This is a genomic window from Haloimpatiens massiliensis (genome assembly GCF_900184255.1).
In the GTDB taxonomy this organism is placed as follows: Bacteria; Bacillota; Clostridia; order Clostridiales; family Clostridiaceae; genus Haloimpatiens; species Haloimpatiens massiliensis.
Map to the genome: position 1 here is coordinate 685,003 of NZ_LT854640.1, position 14,740 is coordinate 699,742.

The 14,740-nt window shown below is 29.5% G+C and carries 14 protein-coding genes and 1 riboswitch; of the genes, 13 read left to right on the plus strand and 1 reads right to left on the minus strand.

Features of this window, described 5'->3' with window-relative positions; genetic code table 11:
* Positions 1 to 44 precede the first annotated feature (44 nt).
* The 11 genes from C1715_RS11395 (at position 45) to fmt (ending at position 11,045) form a co-directional block, all read left to right on the plus strand.
* Positions 45 to 1,028, plus strand: a complete 984-nt coding sequence (locus C1715_RS11395; RefSeq protein ID WP_102400611.1) for an asparaginase — start codon at positions 45 to 47, stop codon at positions 1,026 to 1,028.
* Between the two features lie 211 nt (positions 1,029 to 1,239).
* A riboswitch (purine riboswitch) is annotated at positions 1,240 to 1,339 on the plus strand.
* 106 nt (positions 1,340 to 1,445) lie between these two features.
* On the plus strand, positions 1,446 to 2,792 hold the full coding sequence (locus C1715_RS11400; protein ID WP_102400612.1) for an NCS2 family permease: 1,347 nt from the start codon (positions 1,446 to 1,448) through the stop codon (positions 2,790 to 2,792).
* 153 nt (positions 2,793 to 2,945) lie between these two features.
* Positions 2,946 to 4,097, plus strand: coding sequence for an aminotransferase class I/II-fold pyridoxal phosphate-dependent enzyme (locus C1715_RS11405; protein ID WP_102400613.1), 1,152 nt, complete (start codon positions 2,946 to 2,948; stop codon positions 4,095 to 4,097).
* Between the two features lie 91 nt (positions 4,098 to 4,188).
* Complete coding sequence (locus C1715_RS11410; protein WP_102400614.1) at positions 4,189 to 5,067, plus strand: YicC/YloC family endoribonuclease; 879 nt, start codon at positions 4,189 to 4,191, stop codon at positions 5,065 to 5,067.
* A gap of 17 nt (positions 5,068 to 5,084) precedes the next feature.
* A complete protein-coding gene (remA, locus tag C1715_RS11415; RefSeq protein WP_102400615.1) occupies positions 5,085 to 5,357 on the plus strand; it encodes an extracellular matrix/biofilm regulator RemA in 273 nt (90 codons plus the stop codon).
* A complete protein-coding gene (gene gmk / locus C1715_RS11420; RefSeq protein ID WP_102400616.1) occupies positions 5,357 to 5,971 on the plus strand; it encodes a guanylate kinase in 615 nt (204 codons plus the stop codon). The genes remA and gmk overlap by 1 nt, the downstream gene beginning before the upstream one ends.
* A gap of 12 nt (positions 5,972 to 5,983) precedes the next feature.
* Complete coding sequence (rpoZ, locus tag C1715_RS11425) at positions 5,984 to 6,211, plus strand: DNA-directed RNA polymerase subunit omega (protein ID WP_242971946.1); 228 nt, start codon at positions 5,984 to 5,986, stop codon at positions 6,209 to 6,211.
* Positions 6,212 to 7,402 (plus strand): bifunctional phosphopantothenoylcysteine decarboxylase/phosphopantothenate--cysteine ligase CoaBC, encoded by a 1,191-nt coding sequence (coaBC, locus tag C1715_RS11430; RefSeq protein ID WP_102400617.1) that lies wholly within the window; start codon positions 6,212 to 6,214, stop codon positions 7,400 to 7,402.
* Between the two features lie 37 nt (positions 7,403 to 7,439).
* Positions 7,440 to 9,644 (plus strand): primosomal protein N', encoded by a 2,205-nt coding sequence (gene priA, locus C1715_RS11435; protein ID WP_102400618.1) that lies wholly within the window; start codon positions 7,440 to 7,442, stop codon positions 9,642 to 9,644.
* 22 nt (positions 9,645 to 9,666) lie between these two features.
* Positions 9,667 to 10,122, plus strand: coding sequence for a peptide deformylase (gene def, locus C1715_RS11440; protein WP_102400619.1), 456 nt, complete (start codon positions 9,667 to 9,669; stop codon positions 10,120 to 10,122).
* Positions 10,122 to 11,045: a methionyl-tRNA formyltransferase gene (fmt, locus tag C1715_RS11445; protein WP_102400620.1), complete on the plus strand. Its 924-nt coding sequence runs from the start codon at positions 10,122 to 10,124 to the stop codon at positions 11,043 to 11,045. Before def ends, fmt begins: the two co-directional genes overlap by 1 nt.
* Positions 11,046 to 11,227: 182 nt before the next feature.
* Here fmt and C1715_RS11450 read toward each other — a convergent pair whose 3' ends face one another.
* On the minus strand, positions 11,228 to 12,538 hold the full coding sequence (locus C1715_RS11450) for a transposase (RefSeq protein WP_102400621.1): 1,311 nt from the start codon (positions 12,536 to 12,538) through the stop codon (positions 11,228 to 11,230).
* Positions 12,539 to 12,720: 182 nt separating this feature from the next.
* Here C1715_RS11450 and C1715_RS11455 point away from each other — a divergent pair, with 182 nt between their 5' ends.
* Both C1715_RS11455 and rsmB read left to right on the plus strand, forming a co-directional pair.
* A complete protein-coding gene (locus C1715_RS11455) occupies positions 12,721 to 13,401 on the plus strand; it encodes a zinc metallopeptidase (RefSeq protein WP_102400622.1) in 681 nt (226 codons plus the stop codon).
* Positions 13,402 to 13,414: 13 nt separating this feature from the next.
* Positions 13,415 to 14,737 (plus strand): 16S rRNA (cytosine(967)-C(5))-methyltransferase RsmB, encoded by a 1,323-nt coding sequence (rsmB, locus tag C1715_RS11460; RefSeq protein ID WP_102400623.1) that lies wholly within the window; start codon positions 13,415 to 13,417, stop codon positions 14,735 to 14,737.
* The last annotated feature ends 3 nt before the right edge of the window (positions 14,738 to 14,740 follow it).

Here is a 14,740-nt window from a genome sequence, read left to right on the forward strand (position 1 = left end):
CTTTCAAAATACAATTTACAATTATATTTGGGGGGGAAAATATTATGAAAAAAGTAGCAGTAGTATTTAATGGAGGAACTATATCAATGAAAGTGGATCCTAGAATCCAAGCAGCAGTTCCAACTTTAAGTGGAGATGAAATTCTTCACATGGTAACAGGTATTGAAGAACATGCAGAAATAGAGTCTTCAACATTTTCAAGCTTGCCAGGACCTCATATGACACCTGAAAAGATGATGGAATTATCTAAATACGTTAGAAAACTTTTAGAAAGAGAAGAAATATGTGGAGTTGTTGTTACTCATGGAACAGATACTTTAGAAGAAACAGCATATTTTTTAGATTTAACTATTAAAAGTGAAAAACCTGTGGTAGTTACAGGATCTATGAGAAATAGTTCAGAACTGGGATATGACGGACCATCAAATTTAGCTGCTTCTATATGCACTATAATAAGTGAAGAGGCTAAAAATAAAGGTGTTATGGTATGTTTAAATGACGAACTTCATTGTGCAAGTGAAGTTACAAAGTCACATACAATGCATTTAAATACTTTTCAAACACCAGAGTTTGGTCCAATAGGTATTATAGACAGCAATAGAGCTATATTTTATAGGGATGCACTAAAGAAGCAATACATAAATACAGATGAAATAGAATCTAACGTAGATTTGATTAAAGCTGTAGCTGGTATGGATGGTAAACTTATAGATTTTTGCGTGGAAAAGGGATGCAAAGGTTTAGTAGTAGAAGGCATGGGAAGAGGAAATATTCCTCCTAAGATGGCTGAAGCTGTAGAAAGAGCTATTAAAAAAGGTGTAGCTGTAGTATTAGTTTCTAGATGCTTTAAAGGAAGAGTTATGGATTCCTACGGATATCCAGGTGGAGGAAAAATGCTTAGAAATATGGGAGTTATATTTGGAGATGATTTGCCAGGGCAAAAGGCTAGAATAAAATTAATATTAGCTCTAGGAAAAACGAATAATACCGATGAAATTAGAAATATTTTTGAGAAAGATTTATATTAATAGCGAATTATAAATAAATTTAAATAAAAAATATTCGTATTTTTATTGACTAAATTAGTGTAAGATGATATTATGTTCTTGTAAAGATATTGTAAATAAAATCTTTATTTTTATATGTATTTTTTATTCTAGATGAAATTTATATTATCTATAGACTTAGCTACTATATGTTTTATCTTCATATAGATTCTTATATTACTGTAGATAGTCATGGAATAAATTATTATTAACTCATATAATTCTGATAATATGGATCAGAAGTTTCTACCAGATACCGTAAATATCTGACTATGAGCCAATCGATTAAAGTTACTTTATTTGTATATAAAAGTAGCCACTTAAAGATTGCTCATATCTTTAAGTAGCTACTTTTTTTATTTGGAATTTATAAATTAAAATTATTTAGGGGGTACAAAAATGGAACAGTTTTTTAAACTAAAAGAGAATGGCACTGACGTGAAAAAAGAAGTCATAGCCGGAATAACTACATTTTTAACTATGGCATATATAATTGCTGTAAATCCTGGGATACTTAGTACTACAGGTATGCCAATGGGGGCATTGGTAACAGCAACATGCTTGACAGCTGGTGTTACTACTATCCTAATGGGGTTGTATGCAAATTTACCATTTGCTTTAGCTTCAGGTATGGGATTAAATGCTTTCTTTGCTTACACAGTATGTGGAAACATGGGAATTGATTGGAAAGTAGCCTTAACAGCGGTATTCTTAGAAGGTATTATTTTTATTATTCTTTCATTGACAAAAGTTAGAGAAGCAGTGGTTAATGCTATTCCAAATACTTTAAAGATAGCAGTTACTGGTGGTATAGGATTGTTTATAGCATTTATAGGATTTGCTAATGCAGGAATGGTTGTTAAAAATCCTAATACTTTTGTTTCCATAGGTAATTTTACAACTCCTACCGTACTAATAGCAGTAATAGGAATCATAGTAATAGTAACTCTTTCAAATAAGAATGTTAAAGGAGCTATACTATGGGGTATATTAATAAGTTCTGCTTGTGCTTGGATATATGCAGCGCTTCAACCTAAAGCAGCAGCTTACTATGGAATATCATCTTTCCCAAACAAAATATTTGCATTTCAATCTTTAAATGATATAGCATTTAAGTTGGATTTTAATGGTATAAATACGTTATCTTTTGCTACAGTAATGTTGACTTTCTTATTTGTTGATTTCTTTGATACTGTTGGAACTTTGGTAGGGGTTGCATCAAAAGTTGGTATGGTAGATAAGGAAGGAAAAGTACCAAGAGCAGGAAAAGCTTTACTTGTAGATTCTATAGGAACAACTTTTGGCGCATTATTAGGTACATCAACTGTAACTACTTATGTAGAGAGTTCAGCAGGAGTTGCAGAAGGAGGAAGAACAGGTCTTACATCTGTGGTAACAGGGATATTATTCTTACTAGCTATGTTTTTATCACCTTTATTTATAGCAATACCATCTTGTGCTACAGCACCTGCTTTGATAGTAGTAGGATTTTTCATGGTAGAAAATATAGTTAAAATAAACTTTACAGATTTTACAGAAGGAATTCCAGCATTTTTAACTATAGCATTAATGCCACTAACCTACAGCATAGGAGATGGATTAACTATAGGCGTATTAGCTTATGTGATATTAAATGTTATAAATAATATATTTAATAAAGAAAATAAGAAAAAAATATCTGTTGTTATGTATATTCTTGCTATATTATTTATAGCTAAACTAATAGTTACTGGTATACATGTATAGATTACACTATAATTAATAAAAAAATTGTAGTCACTACTAAAATTAAATTTTAGTAGTGACTTATTTATTTATAAAGATATAGACTCCACAGTATGTAACAGTTATTTGTGTATATGAATAAAATAATAAAAAGTTATATATGGAGGAGTAGAAATGAAAATAAATAATAGATTGTATAGAATAGGAAATTATCAATTTAAATCTATAGGTGAAATAAAAAAAGAACTTATTGAAAAAGGAGAAGAAATAATAGATTTATCTATTGGAGATCCTGATTTGCCAGTACATGAAAACATAGTAAATTCTTTAATGGAAAATATTAAAATTAAAGATTATAATAAGTACCCACCTTACGAAGGAGTAGAGAAGTTAAAAAAAACGGTTATAAAGTACTATAAAGAAGTGTATAATGTAGATTTGAATACTGGAGAGGTTGCTATATTAATTGGCTCAAAAGAAGGAATAAGTAAAGTAATTCCCGCAGTTTGTGATGTGGGTGATAGTATGATAATAACTGATCCAGCTTATCCAGCATATTTAAATAACGCATATTTATGGGGAGTAATACCAGAGATAGTACCATTAAAAAGAAATATGGAGTATTTGCCAGATATAAGTTCCATTTCTAAAAATATAATTAATAAAAGCAAGTTGTTTATTATAAATTACCCTAATAATCCTACAGGAGCTTTGGCAAATGAGAATTTTTATAGAGAGTTAGTAAATATGTGTTATAATAATAATATAGTATTGTGCAATGACAATGCCTATGGTGAGATAATTAAACAGGGAGAAAAAAATATAAGTTTATTACAATTTGATAAAGAAAAGCAGTGTATTGAATTTGGCACTATGTCTAAAACCTATAATATGACTGGTTTTAGAATAGCTTATGTTGTTGGAAATTCCAAAGTTATAAAAGAACTTCTAAAGGTTAAAGCTGTTATGGACTCGGGGCAGTATGTTCCAATACAGTTAGCGGCAATAGAGGGATTTAAATTAAAGAGAGAATATATAGATAATATGCGAAGAATTTACGATATAAGAAGAAAAACTGCTAAACAACTACTTGAAGCATATGATATAGAATACTATGATGGTAAAGGAACTTTTTATATATGGTGCCAAACTCCTAAAAATTACTCTACTTATGAATTTTGTAAGGAACTCATATATAAATGTAATTTAATAGTAACTCCAGGCTATGCTTTTGGAAATTTAGGTTATGATTATTTTAGAATAGCTCTAACGGAGAAAAAAGAAATTATAGAAAAAGGGTTCAAAAACTTAAAAAAATTGAAATAAATTTAGGTATTTAATTTTTTACTTGAAATTTAAGGTTATATATATGTATAATAATTAGTATGAATTGATTACCAGCGGAAGGATGAATAATATGATAAAGAGTATGACTGGTTTTGGAAGAGCTAGTTCTCAAGGGATGAATAGAAGTTTTGATGTGGAAATAAAAACAGTTAATCACAGATATCTTGACATGAACATTAGACTTCCTAAAAGCTTATTATCACTAGAAGAAAATATAAGAAAGCTTGTAAGTGAAAGATTAAAAAGAGGAAAAGTAGATTTATTTATAACACAAAGTATACTTCAAAAAGAAGATTTAGAAGCAAAGTTTAATAAAAAATTAGCTGATAGCTATGTGAAATGTTTGGAAGATATAAAAGAAACATACAGTGTTAGAGATGATATTTCTGTATCTTTAATTGCTAAATTTTCTGATGTTATAACTTTAGAATATAAAGAAGAAGATTTGGAAGAAATTTGGAGAGATTTAAAAGAACCTTTAGAAAAAGCTTTAAATCTTCTTGTGGAAATGAGAATTAGAGAAGGTGAAAAATTAAAGGAAGATGTAATATCTAGATGTTCCAATATAAAGATTATGTTGGAATCTATAACAAAAAGAGCACCTCAAATACCTATAGAATATAAAGAAAAACTCCAAAATCGATTAAAAGAGTTAATGGATGAACATTCTATAGATGAAGGAAGAATTGCTATGGAAGTAGCTCTTTTTGCTGATAAGGCGTGTATAGATGAAGAAATAGTTAGATTGAATAGTCATATAGAACAGATGAAGTCTACTTTACAATTAGAAGAATCTGTGGGAAGAAAATTGGATTTTATCGTACAGGAAATGAATAGAGAAACAAATACTATAGGGTCTAAAGCTAATGATCTTGAAATATGTAATTTAGTATTAAATATGAAAAGTGAAATAGAAAAAATAAGAGAACAAATTCAAAATGTAGAATAAATTTTAGGAGGATTTATATGAATATTAAACTTATAAACATAGGATTTGGAAATATAGTTTCAGCAAATAGGTTGGTTGCTATTGTAAGCCCAGAGTCAGCACCAATTAAAAGAATAATACAAGAAGCTAGAGATAGAGGTATGCTTATAGATGCCACATATGGTAGAAGAACAAGAGCTGTAATAATAACGGATAGTGATCATGTAATACTATCGGCAGTTCAGCCAGAAACAGTTGCACATAGATTATCAGCTAAGGAAGAGGACTCTATAGAAGAGGCTGAAGAATAATGGATTCAAAAGGTCTTTTAATAGTAATATCCGGACCTTCAGGTACTGGAAAAGGTACTATTTGTAAAGAGTTTTTAAAGAGAAATGATTTTTGGTTATCAGTTTCCGCGACTACAAGATCTCCAAGAGAGGGAGAAATGCATGGAAAAGATTATTATTTTCTGAGTAAAGAAGAATTTGAAGGAAAGATTAAAGAAGAGGATTTCTTGGAATATGCCCATGTATACAATAATTATTATGGTACACCTAAATCTAATGTTATAGAAAAATTAGAAAAAGGGAAAGATGTAATATTAGAGATAGATATTCAAGGAGCTATAAATGTAAAAAAAGCTTATAAAGAAGCAATACTTATATTTATATTACCTCCTTCTTATGAGGAACTTAAAAATAGAATAGTTAATAGAGGAACAGAAACCGAAGAATCTTTAAAGACTAGATTACAATCAGCAAATAGAGAGATAGAGTGCTCAAAGGACTATGATTATGTAGTGCTAAATGATACTGTTGAGGCAGCTGTAAAAAGGGTTGAAAGTGTAGTTTTAGCTGAGAAATGTAAATTAAAAAATATGCAATCATTAATTTGCGATAAATTTTTAAACAAAAATCAATAAGGAGTGATTCACATGAGTAAAAAAGGAATATCAATGATAAATCCACCTATTATAGATTTATTACAAAAGGTTAATAATAGATATTCATTAATTGTAGCAACTTCAAGAAGAGCAAGACAAATAATAGATGGTGATAAACCATTGATAGATACAGATTCTAACAAACCTGTAACTATTGCTATTAACGAAATAGATAGTGATATGATAACAATAGAAGAGGGGAAAGAAGGAATAAAGTAAATGAGCGGTAAAAAAACTATAGTACTAGGGGTAACAGGAGGAATAGCTGTATATAAAGCACTAGATGTGATTAGTAGACTTAGAAAGAAAGATATTGAAGTACATGTAGTAATGACTAAATCCGCCTGTGAATTTGTTAATCCATTAAGCTTTCAAGCTTTAAGTGGAAATATGGTAATAAATGATATGTTTGAAGAACCCAAACAATGGGAAATACAACATATATCCCTAGCAAAAAAAGCCGATTTAGTTGCTATAGTACCAGCTACTGCTAATATTATAGGAAAAGTTGCAAATGGTATAGCAGATGATATGCTTTCAACTACCATAATGGCAACAACAGCACCAGTGGTTTTCGCTCCTGCTATGAACACTAATATGTATAAGAATCCAATTGTACAGCAAAACATTAAAAAGCTAAAGGAGTTTGGCTATGAATTTATTCAGCCTGCAAGTGGGAGACTTGCATGTGGTGATGTAGGAGAAGGAAAATTGGCAGACACAGAATTAATAGCAGAAATATTAAATTCCATGATAAACTCTCCAAAAGACATGTTGGGTAAAAAAGTATTGGTTACAGCAGGTCCTACTATAGCACCAATAGATCCAGTGAGATTTATTACCAATAGATCCAGTGGTAAAATGGGTTATGCTATAGCTAAGGAGGCTAGAGATCGTGGTGCTGAAGTTACTCTTATTTCAGGACCTACTGATTTGAAAATTCCTCATGGATTAAATTTTATTTCTGTGAAAACTAATGAAGAAATGTTAAAAAAAGTTTTAGAAAACTTTAATGAAAATCATATAGTGGTTAAAGCTGCTGCGGTAGCTGATTATAAGCCTGAAGTTTATCAAAGTCAAAAAATAAAGAAAAAAGGGGATAAACTTTCCTTAAGCTTGATAAAAGATACAGATATATTAAAAAAACTAGGTGAAATAAAAAAAGAACAAATATTAATAGGCTTTGCTGCTGAAAGTCAAGATTTAATTGGTAATGCTCAAGGCAAGCTACGAAACAAGAACTTAGATTATATAGTAGCAAATGACATAAGTTCTAATGACACAGGATTTAGCGCTGATGATAATAGAGTTACGATTTTATGTAAAAGCGGAGCTGTGTTTCAGTTAGAGAAAATGTCAAAAAGATCTGTGGCAAAGGAATTATTTAATTTAATAAATAAAAAGCGCTAATGCGCTTTTTTCATTATATTCACAAAAGGGTGATAAGGTGTATAAGTATGCTGGCGTTATTGTAGATAATGAATCAGAACAGGTGGATAGATTATTTACATATGCTATTCCAGAAAAAATTATTAATAAAATACAAAAGGGATTACGTGTAAAGGTCCCTTTTGGAAGAGGTAATAAAATATTAGATGCTTATATAATTCAGTTATATGAAACTTTAGATAAAAATATAAAAGGAATAAAATATATAAAAAGCCTATGTGACAATTATCCATTGTTAAGTTTAAAAGATTTAGAACTTATAGAGAAGATGAAAAATAAATATATTTGTACTTATTTAGAATGTATAAAAACAATTATTCCAAGTGGAATAATTAAAGGCATGGGGAATAAAACTAATAATGTAATATGTTTAGGAAGTTCTTTGAATGAAAAATTTAATAAAAAACCATACAGCTACATATATGGGGTAGTTAAAGAGAATAATGGAAAGTTTAACAAGACTGTATTAAGTAATAAATTTTCATTATCTTTATCATCTATAAATACTATGATAAGACATGGATTTTTATTGCAAAAAGAGATTATAATTAATAGGTATAACCATAGAGAGTATAAAAATTATGAAGAGAAGCAATTAAATAAATATCAAAGGGAAGCTGTACAGACTATATTAAATTCTTCTAAAAACGTATCATTAATTCATGGAGTTACTGGTAGTGGAAAGACTGAAATATATATGCATTTAGTTAGGGAAATGATAAAGGAATGTAAAGATTCTATAATATTGGTTCCAGAAATATCTTTAACACCTCAAATGGTGGAAAGATTTAAAGGAAGATTTGGAAAAGACATAGCAGTATTTCATAGTAAACTATCCCCTGGAGAAAGAATAGACGAATGGATACGGGTTAAAAATAAAGAAGTTAAAGTGGCGGTGGGAGCTAGATCTGCTTTGTTTTTACCTTTTTCTAACTTAGGGCTTATAGTAATTGATGAAGAACATGAATCTAGCTATAAGTCAGAAAGTTCCCCAAAATACAATGCATTAGAAATAGCTCAGTTAATTGGCGAAATAAATAATTGCAAAGTTGTATTAGGTTCTGCCACTCCTAGTATAAATACTTATTACAAAGCTGTTAGTGGCGAATATAATCTTATTACTATAAATAACAGGATAGATGGGGCTAATTTTCCAGATATAAAAATTGTAGATATGAGAGAAGAACTTTTAAATAATAATAGGACTATATTTAGTAGAGAACTTTTTTATGATATAAAAGATAGAATTCATAAAAATGAACAGGTTATATTATTTTTAAATAGAAGGGGATTTTCAACTTTTATATCTTGTAGAGCTTGTGGATATGTATTTAAATGTCCAAACTGTGATATATCTCTTACTTATCACCAGCAAAGTTCTCATTTGAATTGCCATTATTGCGGAAGTAGTGTTGAAGCACCTAGTATATGTCCACAATGTGGAAGTAAATATGTTAAATATTTTGGTATAGGCACAGAGAGAGTAGAAAGGGATATTAAGAAATTCTTTCCAAAAGCTAGAACACTGCGAATGGACTTTGACACTACTAGAAAGAAAAATTCCTATGAATATATTTATGAAAACTTTAAGAATAGAAATGCCGATATTTTAATAGGAACTCAAATGATAGCAAAAGGATTGGATTTTGAGAATGTAACTTTAGTTGGAATAATAGCTGCTGACTTATCTCTAAATATGCCTGATTTTAGAGCTAATGAAAGAACTTTTCAAATAGTAACTCAGGTTTCAGGCAGAGCAGGTAGGGGATTGAAACCTGGAAAAGTAGTTATACAAACCTATAGTCCTGAAAATTATAGCATACAATATGCAGCTTCTCATGATTATATTGGATTTTATGAAAAGGAAATATCTCTAAGGAATGATATGAAATATCCTCCTTTTACAGATATATTATGTATAAATATGAGCAGTGAAAAGGAAGATATTTTAATAAAAAATATACAAAATGTTGGCATATATTTAAACAAAATGTTAGAGAATTATGATAAAATTAGTTTATTAGGTCCCTGTCCCTGTGCACTTGGAAAAATAAAAAATAATTTTAGGTGGCAAATAATACTTAAAGGGAAAGTCAGTGTGGAGTTAGGGAGAAAAATTAAGAATGTAATTTATGAATTAGTTAGAGAAGATTATAATAATATAAGAATTAATATAGATATTAATCCAAATAATATGCTTTAAAAAATAGAGAGGGGTTTTAAAAATGGCTTTAAGAAATATAAGAATAGAAGGCGACGAAATATTAAGGAAAAAATGTAGAAAGGTTGATAAAATAGATAGAAGACTTTTAACATTAATTGAAGATATGAAAGAAACTATGTATAAAGCCGATGGCGTGGGATTGGCAGCACCTCAAATAGGAATTTTAAAAAGAATGGCTGTAATAGATGTGGGTGAAGGACCTATTGTTATAATAAATCCTGAAATAATAGAAAAAGAAGGCAGTTATGTTGATATAGAAGGGTGCTTAAGTATACCTGGAAGACAGGGAACTGTAAAAAGACCTGAAAAGGTTAAAGTAAAAGCTTTAAATGAAAGAGGAGAAGAAGTAATAATAAAAGGAGAGGGACTTTTAGCTAGAGCATTTTGTCATGAAATAGATCATTTAGATGGAATTTTGTTTATAGATAAAACAATAGAAGAGGGTGTAATAGATTAATGAATATAGTATTTATGGGAACACCAGATTTTTCAGTGCCTTCACTTAAGGCTTTAATAGAGAATTATGATGTAAAAGCAGTATTTACTCAACCGGATAGGCCTAAAGGGAGGGGAAAGCAAATAACCATGTCATCAGTTAAGCAGGTGGCTTTAGAGAATAGTATACCTGTTTATCAGCCTCATAGCTTAAAAAAGGAAAAAGATATTATTGAAAAGTTAAAAGAAATAAAACCAGACTTTATAATAGTAGTAGCTTTTGGACAAATTTTATCTAAGGAAGTTTTAGAAATTCCTAAGTATGCATGTATAAATTTACATGCATCATTATTACCTAAATATAGAGGAGCAGCTCCTATAAACTTTGCCATAATAAATGGTGAAAAGAAAAGTGGAAATACTTCTATGATTATGGAGGAAGGTTTAGATACAGGAGATATGCTTCTTAAACAGGAAGTAGAAATAGGAAAAGACATGACAGCAGGGGAGTTACATGACATTTTAAGTGAAAAAGGGGCCACGCTTTTATTAGATACTATAAATAATTTTTCAAATATAAAAAGAGAAAAACAAGATGATTCACTTAGTTGTTATGCTTCAATGATGAGTAAGGATATGGCAAAGATAAATTGGAATGAAAGTGCTGAGAATATTAACAATTTAATAAGAGGATTAAACCCATGGCCTGTTGCTTTTACTAATTATGAAGATAGAGTTATGAAAATATATAAAGCTCATATTATAAATAAGAAAGCTTCGGAAGAACCAGGACGAATATTGAAAGTTTCCAAAGAAGGCATAGAAGTTGCTTGTGGTGAAAATATTTTACTTATAGAAAAAATCCAATTTCCAGGTAAAAAGCCCCTATTTGTAAAAGAATATATTAGAGGTAATGAAATAAAAGAGGGAGTATCCCTTAAGTAAGAAACTAATATTTATAGAGATGAGCATAATTGATAAAAAATCAAATGATTAAAGTAAAATAGTTCCAAATTTTCTTGAGCGGAGCTTGTTGAGAAGAATTTGAAGTAGAGATTAATAATAAAAAAAGCAAAAAGGGCAGACTACTCCCATAGTAAAAAACAATGTTAAAAAATGTATTTTGATTAAGCTGTTCTTTTAAATCCCGATAGGGATTTGGATTTATCTATACAATCAGATTTTATAGCAGCAAGTGCAACGGTTAAAAGGCAAATGTGTCCAATAGTATTTAGATTAGTAACAGAGTTAATATTTCTAACATGAGCTTGTTCAGTATTGAGATTTTTCCATCTTGAATTGTATCTTTCAGATTCAGTTCTTAAGCTATATATTTTCTTGAAAAATATAGAATCACGATTGATAGAAGCTCTATAATCAGTTCCAATGCTTATGTATTTTACACAACCTCTGTTTTTCTTACCATTAAAATATTTTTTATGCTTACATGGACATAATGAATCATCTTTTGATTTTCTATAAGGACAACAGAATTTTTGCTTAATATAGGAATCAAAGTATTGTTTGCCATCTTTATGCATGGCTAAACCGCCATTGCATATAACATTACCTGTAGATGTTAAACTATTTTTCTTAGTGCCACGCTTATTTAAGGCAATGAAAGCAAGCCCTTTAAGGGTGTTACGAATAAAATCATGATTTTGCTTTGAATCATATCCTTTATCAGCAATAATGTAACTGTCTTTTAGTGAAAACCATTCATTTGTAGCAGTAAGAATTTCTATAAAATTAGAAATTTCATTGATATCGGCAGTTGTAGTAAATTCAGCAATAGGAAGACCCGATATAGCATCACAAATAACATGATTTTTGTATCCCCAGTAAAATTCATAATTTTTCTTTGATTTATTGGGTTTATCCTCTGAAACTTGAACATTCAAGGAGTTATTAGCAGTATGAACTCCTAGTTTACAATCTTTATCAGAAGATGGAGGATTCTTTTTAGAAAACTTGTTACTTGAAAAAGATTTGGGATTATTAAATTTAGTATTAGCTTTAACAGGAGTGGCATCAACAGATACAAAATTGTTATCAATAAAACCTAACTCCTTAAGAACATTAACTTGATTTTTCATGATTTCTTTAAGATAAGAGTTAGATAAATTTTTAATAAATCTCTGAAAAACCCAGTATGAAGGTAAAGATTTAAGAATGTTAAAACCACAAAGTTGGGCTATAATTAAATTATTTTCTAAAAAATCTTTAAGATCAGTAATTTGGGCAAACTTCTCACATTTCATGACGATGAAAGCTCTAAAAAGAGCATGGCGTGAAAATCCAGTAGGGCCATATTTAGAAGGAACCCTATCGGGTAATGGAGATAAATCAAGATTATCAAAGATTTTTGTATAAAAATTGATAAGCTTTTGAGAAGTAAAAAGTTCAATTATGTTAAAGATTTCTTGACGTTGGTACATAGAGGTTTCCTCCTTATTGTTTTTATATTATGTGTGGTAATATAGTATAATTCGACAAAAATGTGAGGAAATCCTATGATATATATTTGAGTGATTAAAAAAAATAGCCCTACGTGGCTAGTGATATCAAGGCCTTAGAGTTATGCTCAAGGCTAATATTTAAATATATGAGAGGTGATTATATGTTTTGGTATGACAGTACTATAATAATACTTTTACCAGCTATAATAATAACATTTTGGGCTCAAACTAAGATAAACACTACTTTTGCTAAGTATTCACGAATATCTAGTAGAAATGGATATACAGGAGCTGAAGTAGCTAGAATGCTTTTGGATTCAGAGGGATTATTCCATATACCAGTAGAAATGGTCAATGGTAAATTAACAGATCACTATGATCCTAGAAATAAGGTTATGAGATTATCTCAAGAGGTTTATGGAGGAACTTCAGTGGCTGCTATAGGCGTAGCTGCCCATGAAACTGGTCATGCAATACAGCATAAAGAAAATTATTACCCACTTACTCTTAGAAACTCTATAGTTCCAATAGCTACTATAGGTTCTAATGCATCATGGATATTGTTTGTATTAGGTATATTTTTAAGAATTCAACCTTTAGTTAACTTTGGTGTAATTCTATTTAGTGGGGTTGTATTATTTCAAATAATTACTCTACCAGTGGAATTTAATGCTTCTAGCAGAGCTTTAAAAGTTTTAAATAATAGAGGAATATTATACGATGATGAATTAAATGGAGCAAAAAAGGTATTAAGTGCAGCAGCTATGACTTATGTAGCAGCAGCTTTAATGGCAGTTTCACAATTGCTAAGATTGTTTATATTAAGTAGAAGAAATGATTAAAAAGAGGTTAAATATGAATAGTAGAGAAATAATAGTTAATATATTAGGACAAATTTTTAATGAGAAGGCTTATTCAAATATAGTTTTAAATAAAACTTTAAATAAATTACAGATTGATGCTAAGGATAAGGCTTTTATAACAGAAATAGTTTATGGAACTGTTAAATATAAGTATACTATAGATGTTATATTAGAACATTATGTAAAAAGAGGATTGAAGAGTGTAGAGCCATATGTGCTGAATGTTCTAAGAAGTTCTATATATCAAATCAGGTATCTAAGTAAGGTACCTGATTTTGCAGTAGTAAATGAGGCAGTAGAAATTTGCAAAAAGCATTCCTCAGGTAAAGCATCTAAATTTGTAAATGGTGTTTTAAGAAGTTATTTAAGAAATAAGGATACAAAATACGTAAAGGAAAATATGGAAGAAAATTTAGCTTTTAAATATTCTTTTCCAAAGTGGATGGTAAAATTTTTTATGAATAATTTTGGCAAAGAAAAGTGTGAAAAAATTTTAGAAGGATTAAATCAGGTTCCAGGTGTAACTGTAAGGGTAAATAATATAAAAAGTTCCTATGACCAGGTTTATGATGAATTATTGAAACTAGGTTATACCGTAGAAGAGGGAGAAATTTGTCCTGAAGCATTGCGTATAATAAAGGGGAAAAGTATAGAAAACAATCCTCTTTTTAAGGAAGGATGTATAACTGTTCAAGATGAAAGTGCTATGTTAGTAGGTGCGGTGATGGATTTAGAAGAAAATATGACAGTTATAGACCTATGTAGTGCACCGGGGGGAAAAACTACACATATAGCTGAAATTATGAATAATACGGGCAGAATATTAGCTTTTGATATTCATGAAAATAAGTTAAAATTAATAAAAGATAATAGTCAAAGGCTGGGCATCAACAATATTCAAGTAGGGGTTTTGGATGCAGCGGAATTTCATGAAAAATTAGAAGGTGTAGCCCATAGGGTTTTGATGGATGTACCCTGTTCAGGACTTGGGATAATAAGAAAAAAACCTGAAATAAAATGGAATAAAAATAAAAATGAATTAAAAGAATTAGTAAAAATACAAAGAAATATATTAAAAAATGGAAGTAAATATTTAAAAAAAGGTGGAATACTCTTATACTCTACCTGTACTTTGAATAAAGAAGAAAATGAAAAAAATATTAAGTGGTTTTTAAAAGAAAATCCAGAATTTAAATTAGAAAACATATACTTTGGTGATTTAGATAATTTAATTTATCATGAGGAAGGCTACGTTTCTATACTTCCTAATAAATATATGGATGGTTTCTTTATAGCTAAATTAAAAAAAAGTTAGTAG

What these genes read in the sequence shown, in the direction of transcription:
- C1715_RS11395 (WP_102400611.1), top strand. Translation starts at nt 45, where the DNA reads ATGAAAAAAGTAGCAGTAGTATTTAATGGAGGAACTATATCAATGAAA.
- C1715_RS11400 (WP_102400612.1), top strand. Translation starts at nt 1,446, where the DNA reads ATGGAACAGTTTTTTAAACTAAAAGAGAATGGCACTGACGTGAAAAAA.
- C1715_RS11405 (WP_102400613.1), top strand. Translation starts at nt 2,946, where the DNA reads ATGAAAATAAATAATAGATTGTATAGAATAGGAAATTATCAATTTAAA.
- C1715_RS11410 (WP_102400614.1), top strand. Translation starts at nt 4,189, where the DNA reads ATGATAAAGAGTATGACTGGTTTTGGAAGAGCTAGTTCTCAAGGGATG.
- remA (WP_102400615.1), top strand. Translation starts at nt 5,085, where the DNA reads ATGAATATTAAACTTATAAACATAGGATTTGGAAATATAGTTTCAGCA.
- gmk (WP_102400616.1), top strand. Translation starts at nt 5,357, where the DNA reads ATGGATTCAAAAGGTCTTTTAATAGTAATATCCGGACCTTCAGGTACT.
- rpoZ (WP_242971946.1), top strand. Translation starts at nt 5,984, where the DNA reads ATGAGTAAAAAAGGAATATCAATGATAAATCCACCTATTATAGATTTA.
- coaBC (WP_102400617.1), top strand. Translation starts at nt 6,212, where the DNA reads ATGAGCGGTAAAAAAACTATAGTACTAGGGGTAACAGGAGGAATAGCT.
- def (WP_102400619.1), top strand. Translation starts at nt 9,667, where the DNA reads ATGGCTTTAAGAAATATAAGAATAGAAGGCGACGAAATATTAAGGAAA.
- fmt (WP_102400620.1), top strand. Translation starts at nt 10,122, where the DNA reads ATGAATATAGTATTTATGGGAACACCAGATTTTTCAGTGCCTTCACTT.
- C1715_RS11450 (WP_102400621.1), bottom strand. Translation starts at nt 12,538, where the DNA reads ATGTACCAACGTCAAGAAATCTTTAACATAATTGAACTTTTTACTTCT.
- C1715_RS11455 (WP_102400622.1), top strand. Translation starts at nt 12,721, where the DNA reads ATGTTTTGGTATGACAGTACTATAATAATACTTTTACCAGCTATAATA.
- rsmB (WP_102400623.1), top strand. Translation starts at nt 13,415, where the DNA reads ATGAATAGTAGAGAAATAATAGTTAATATATTAGGACAAATTTTTAAT.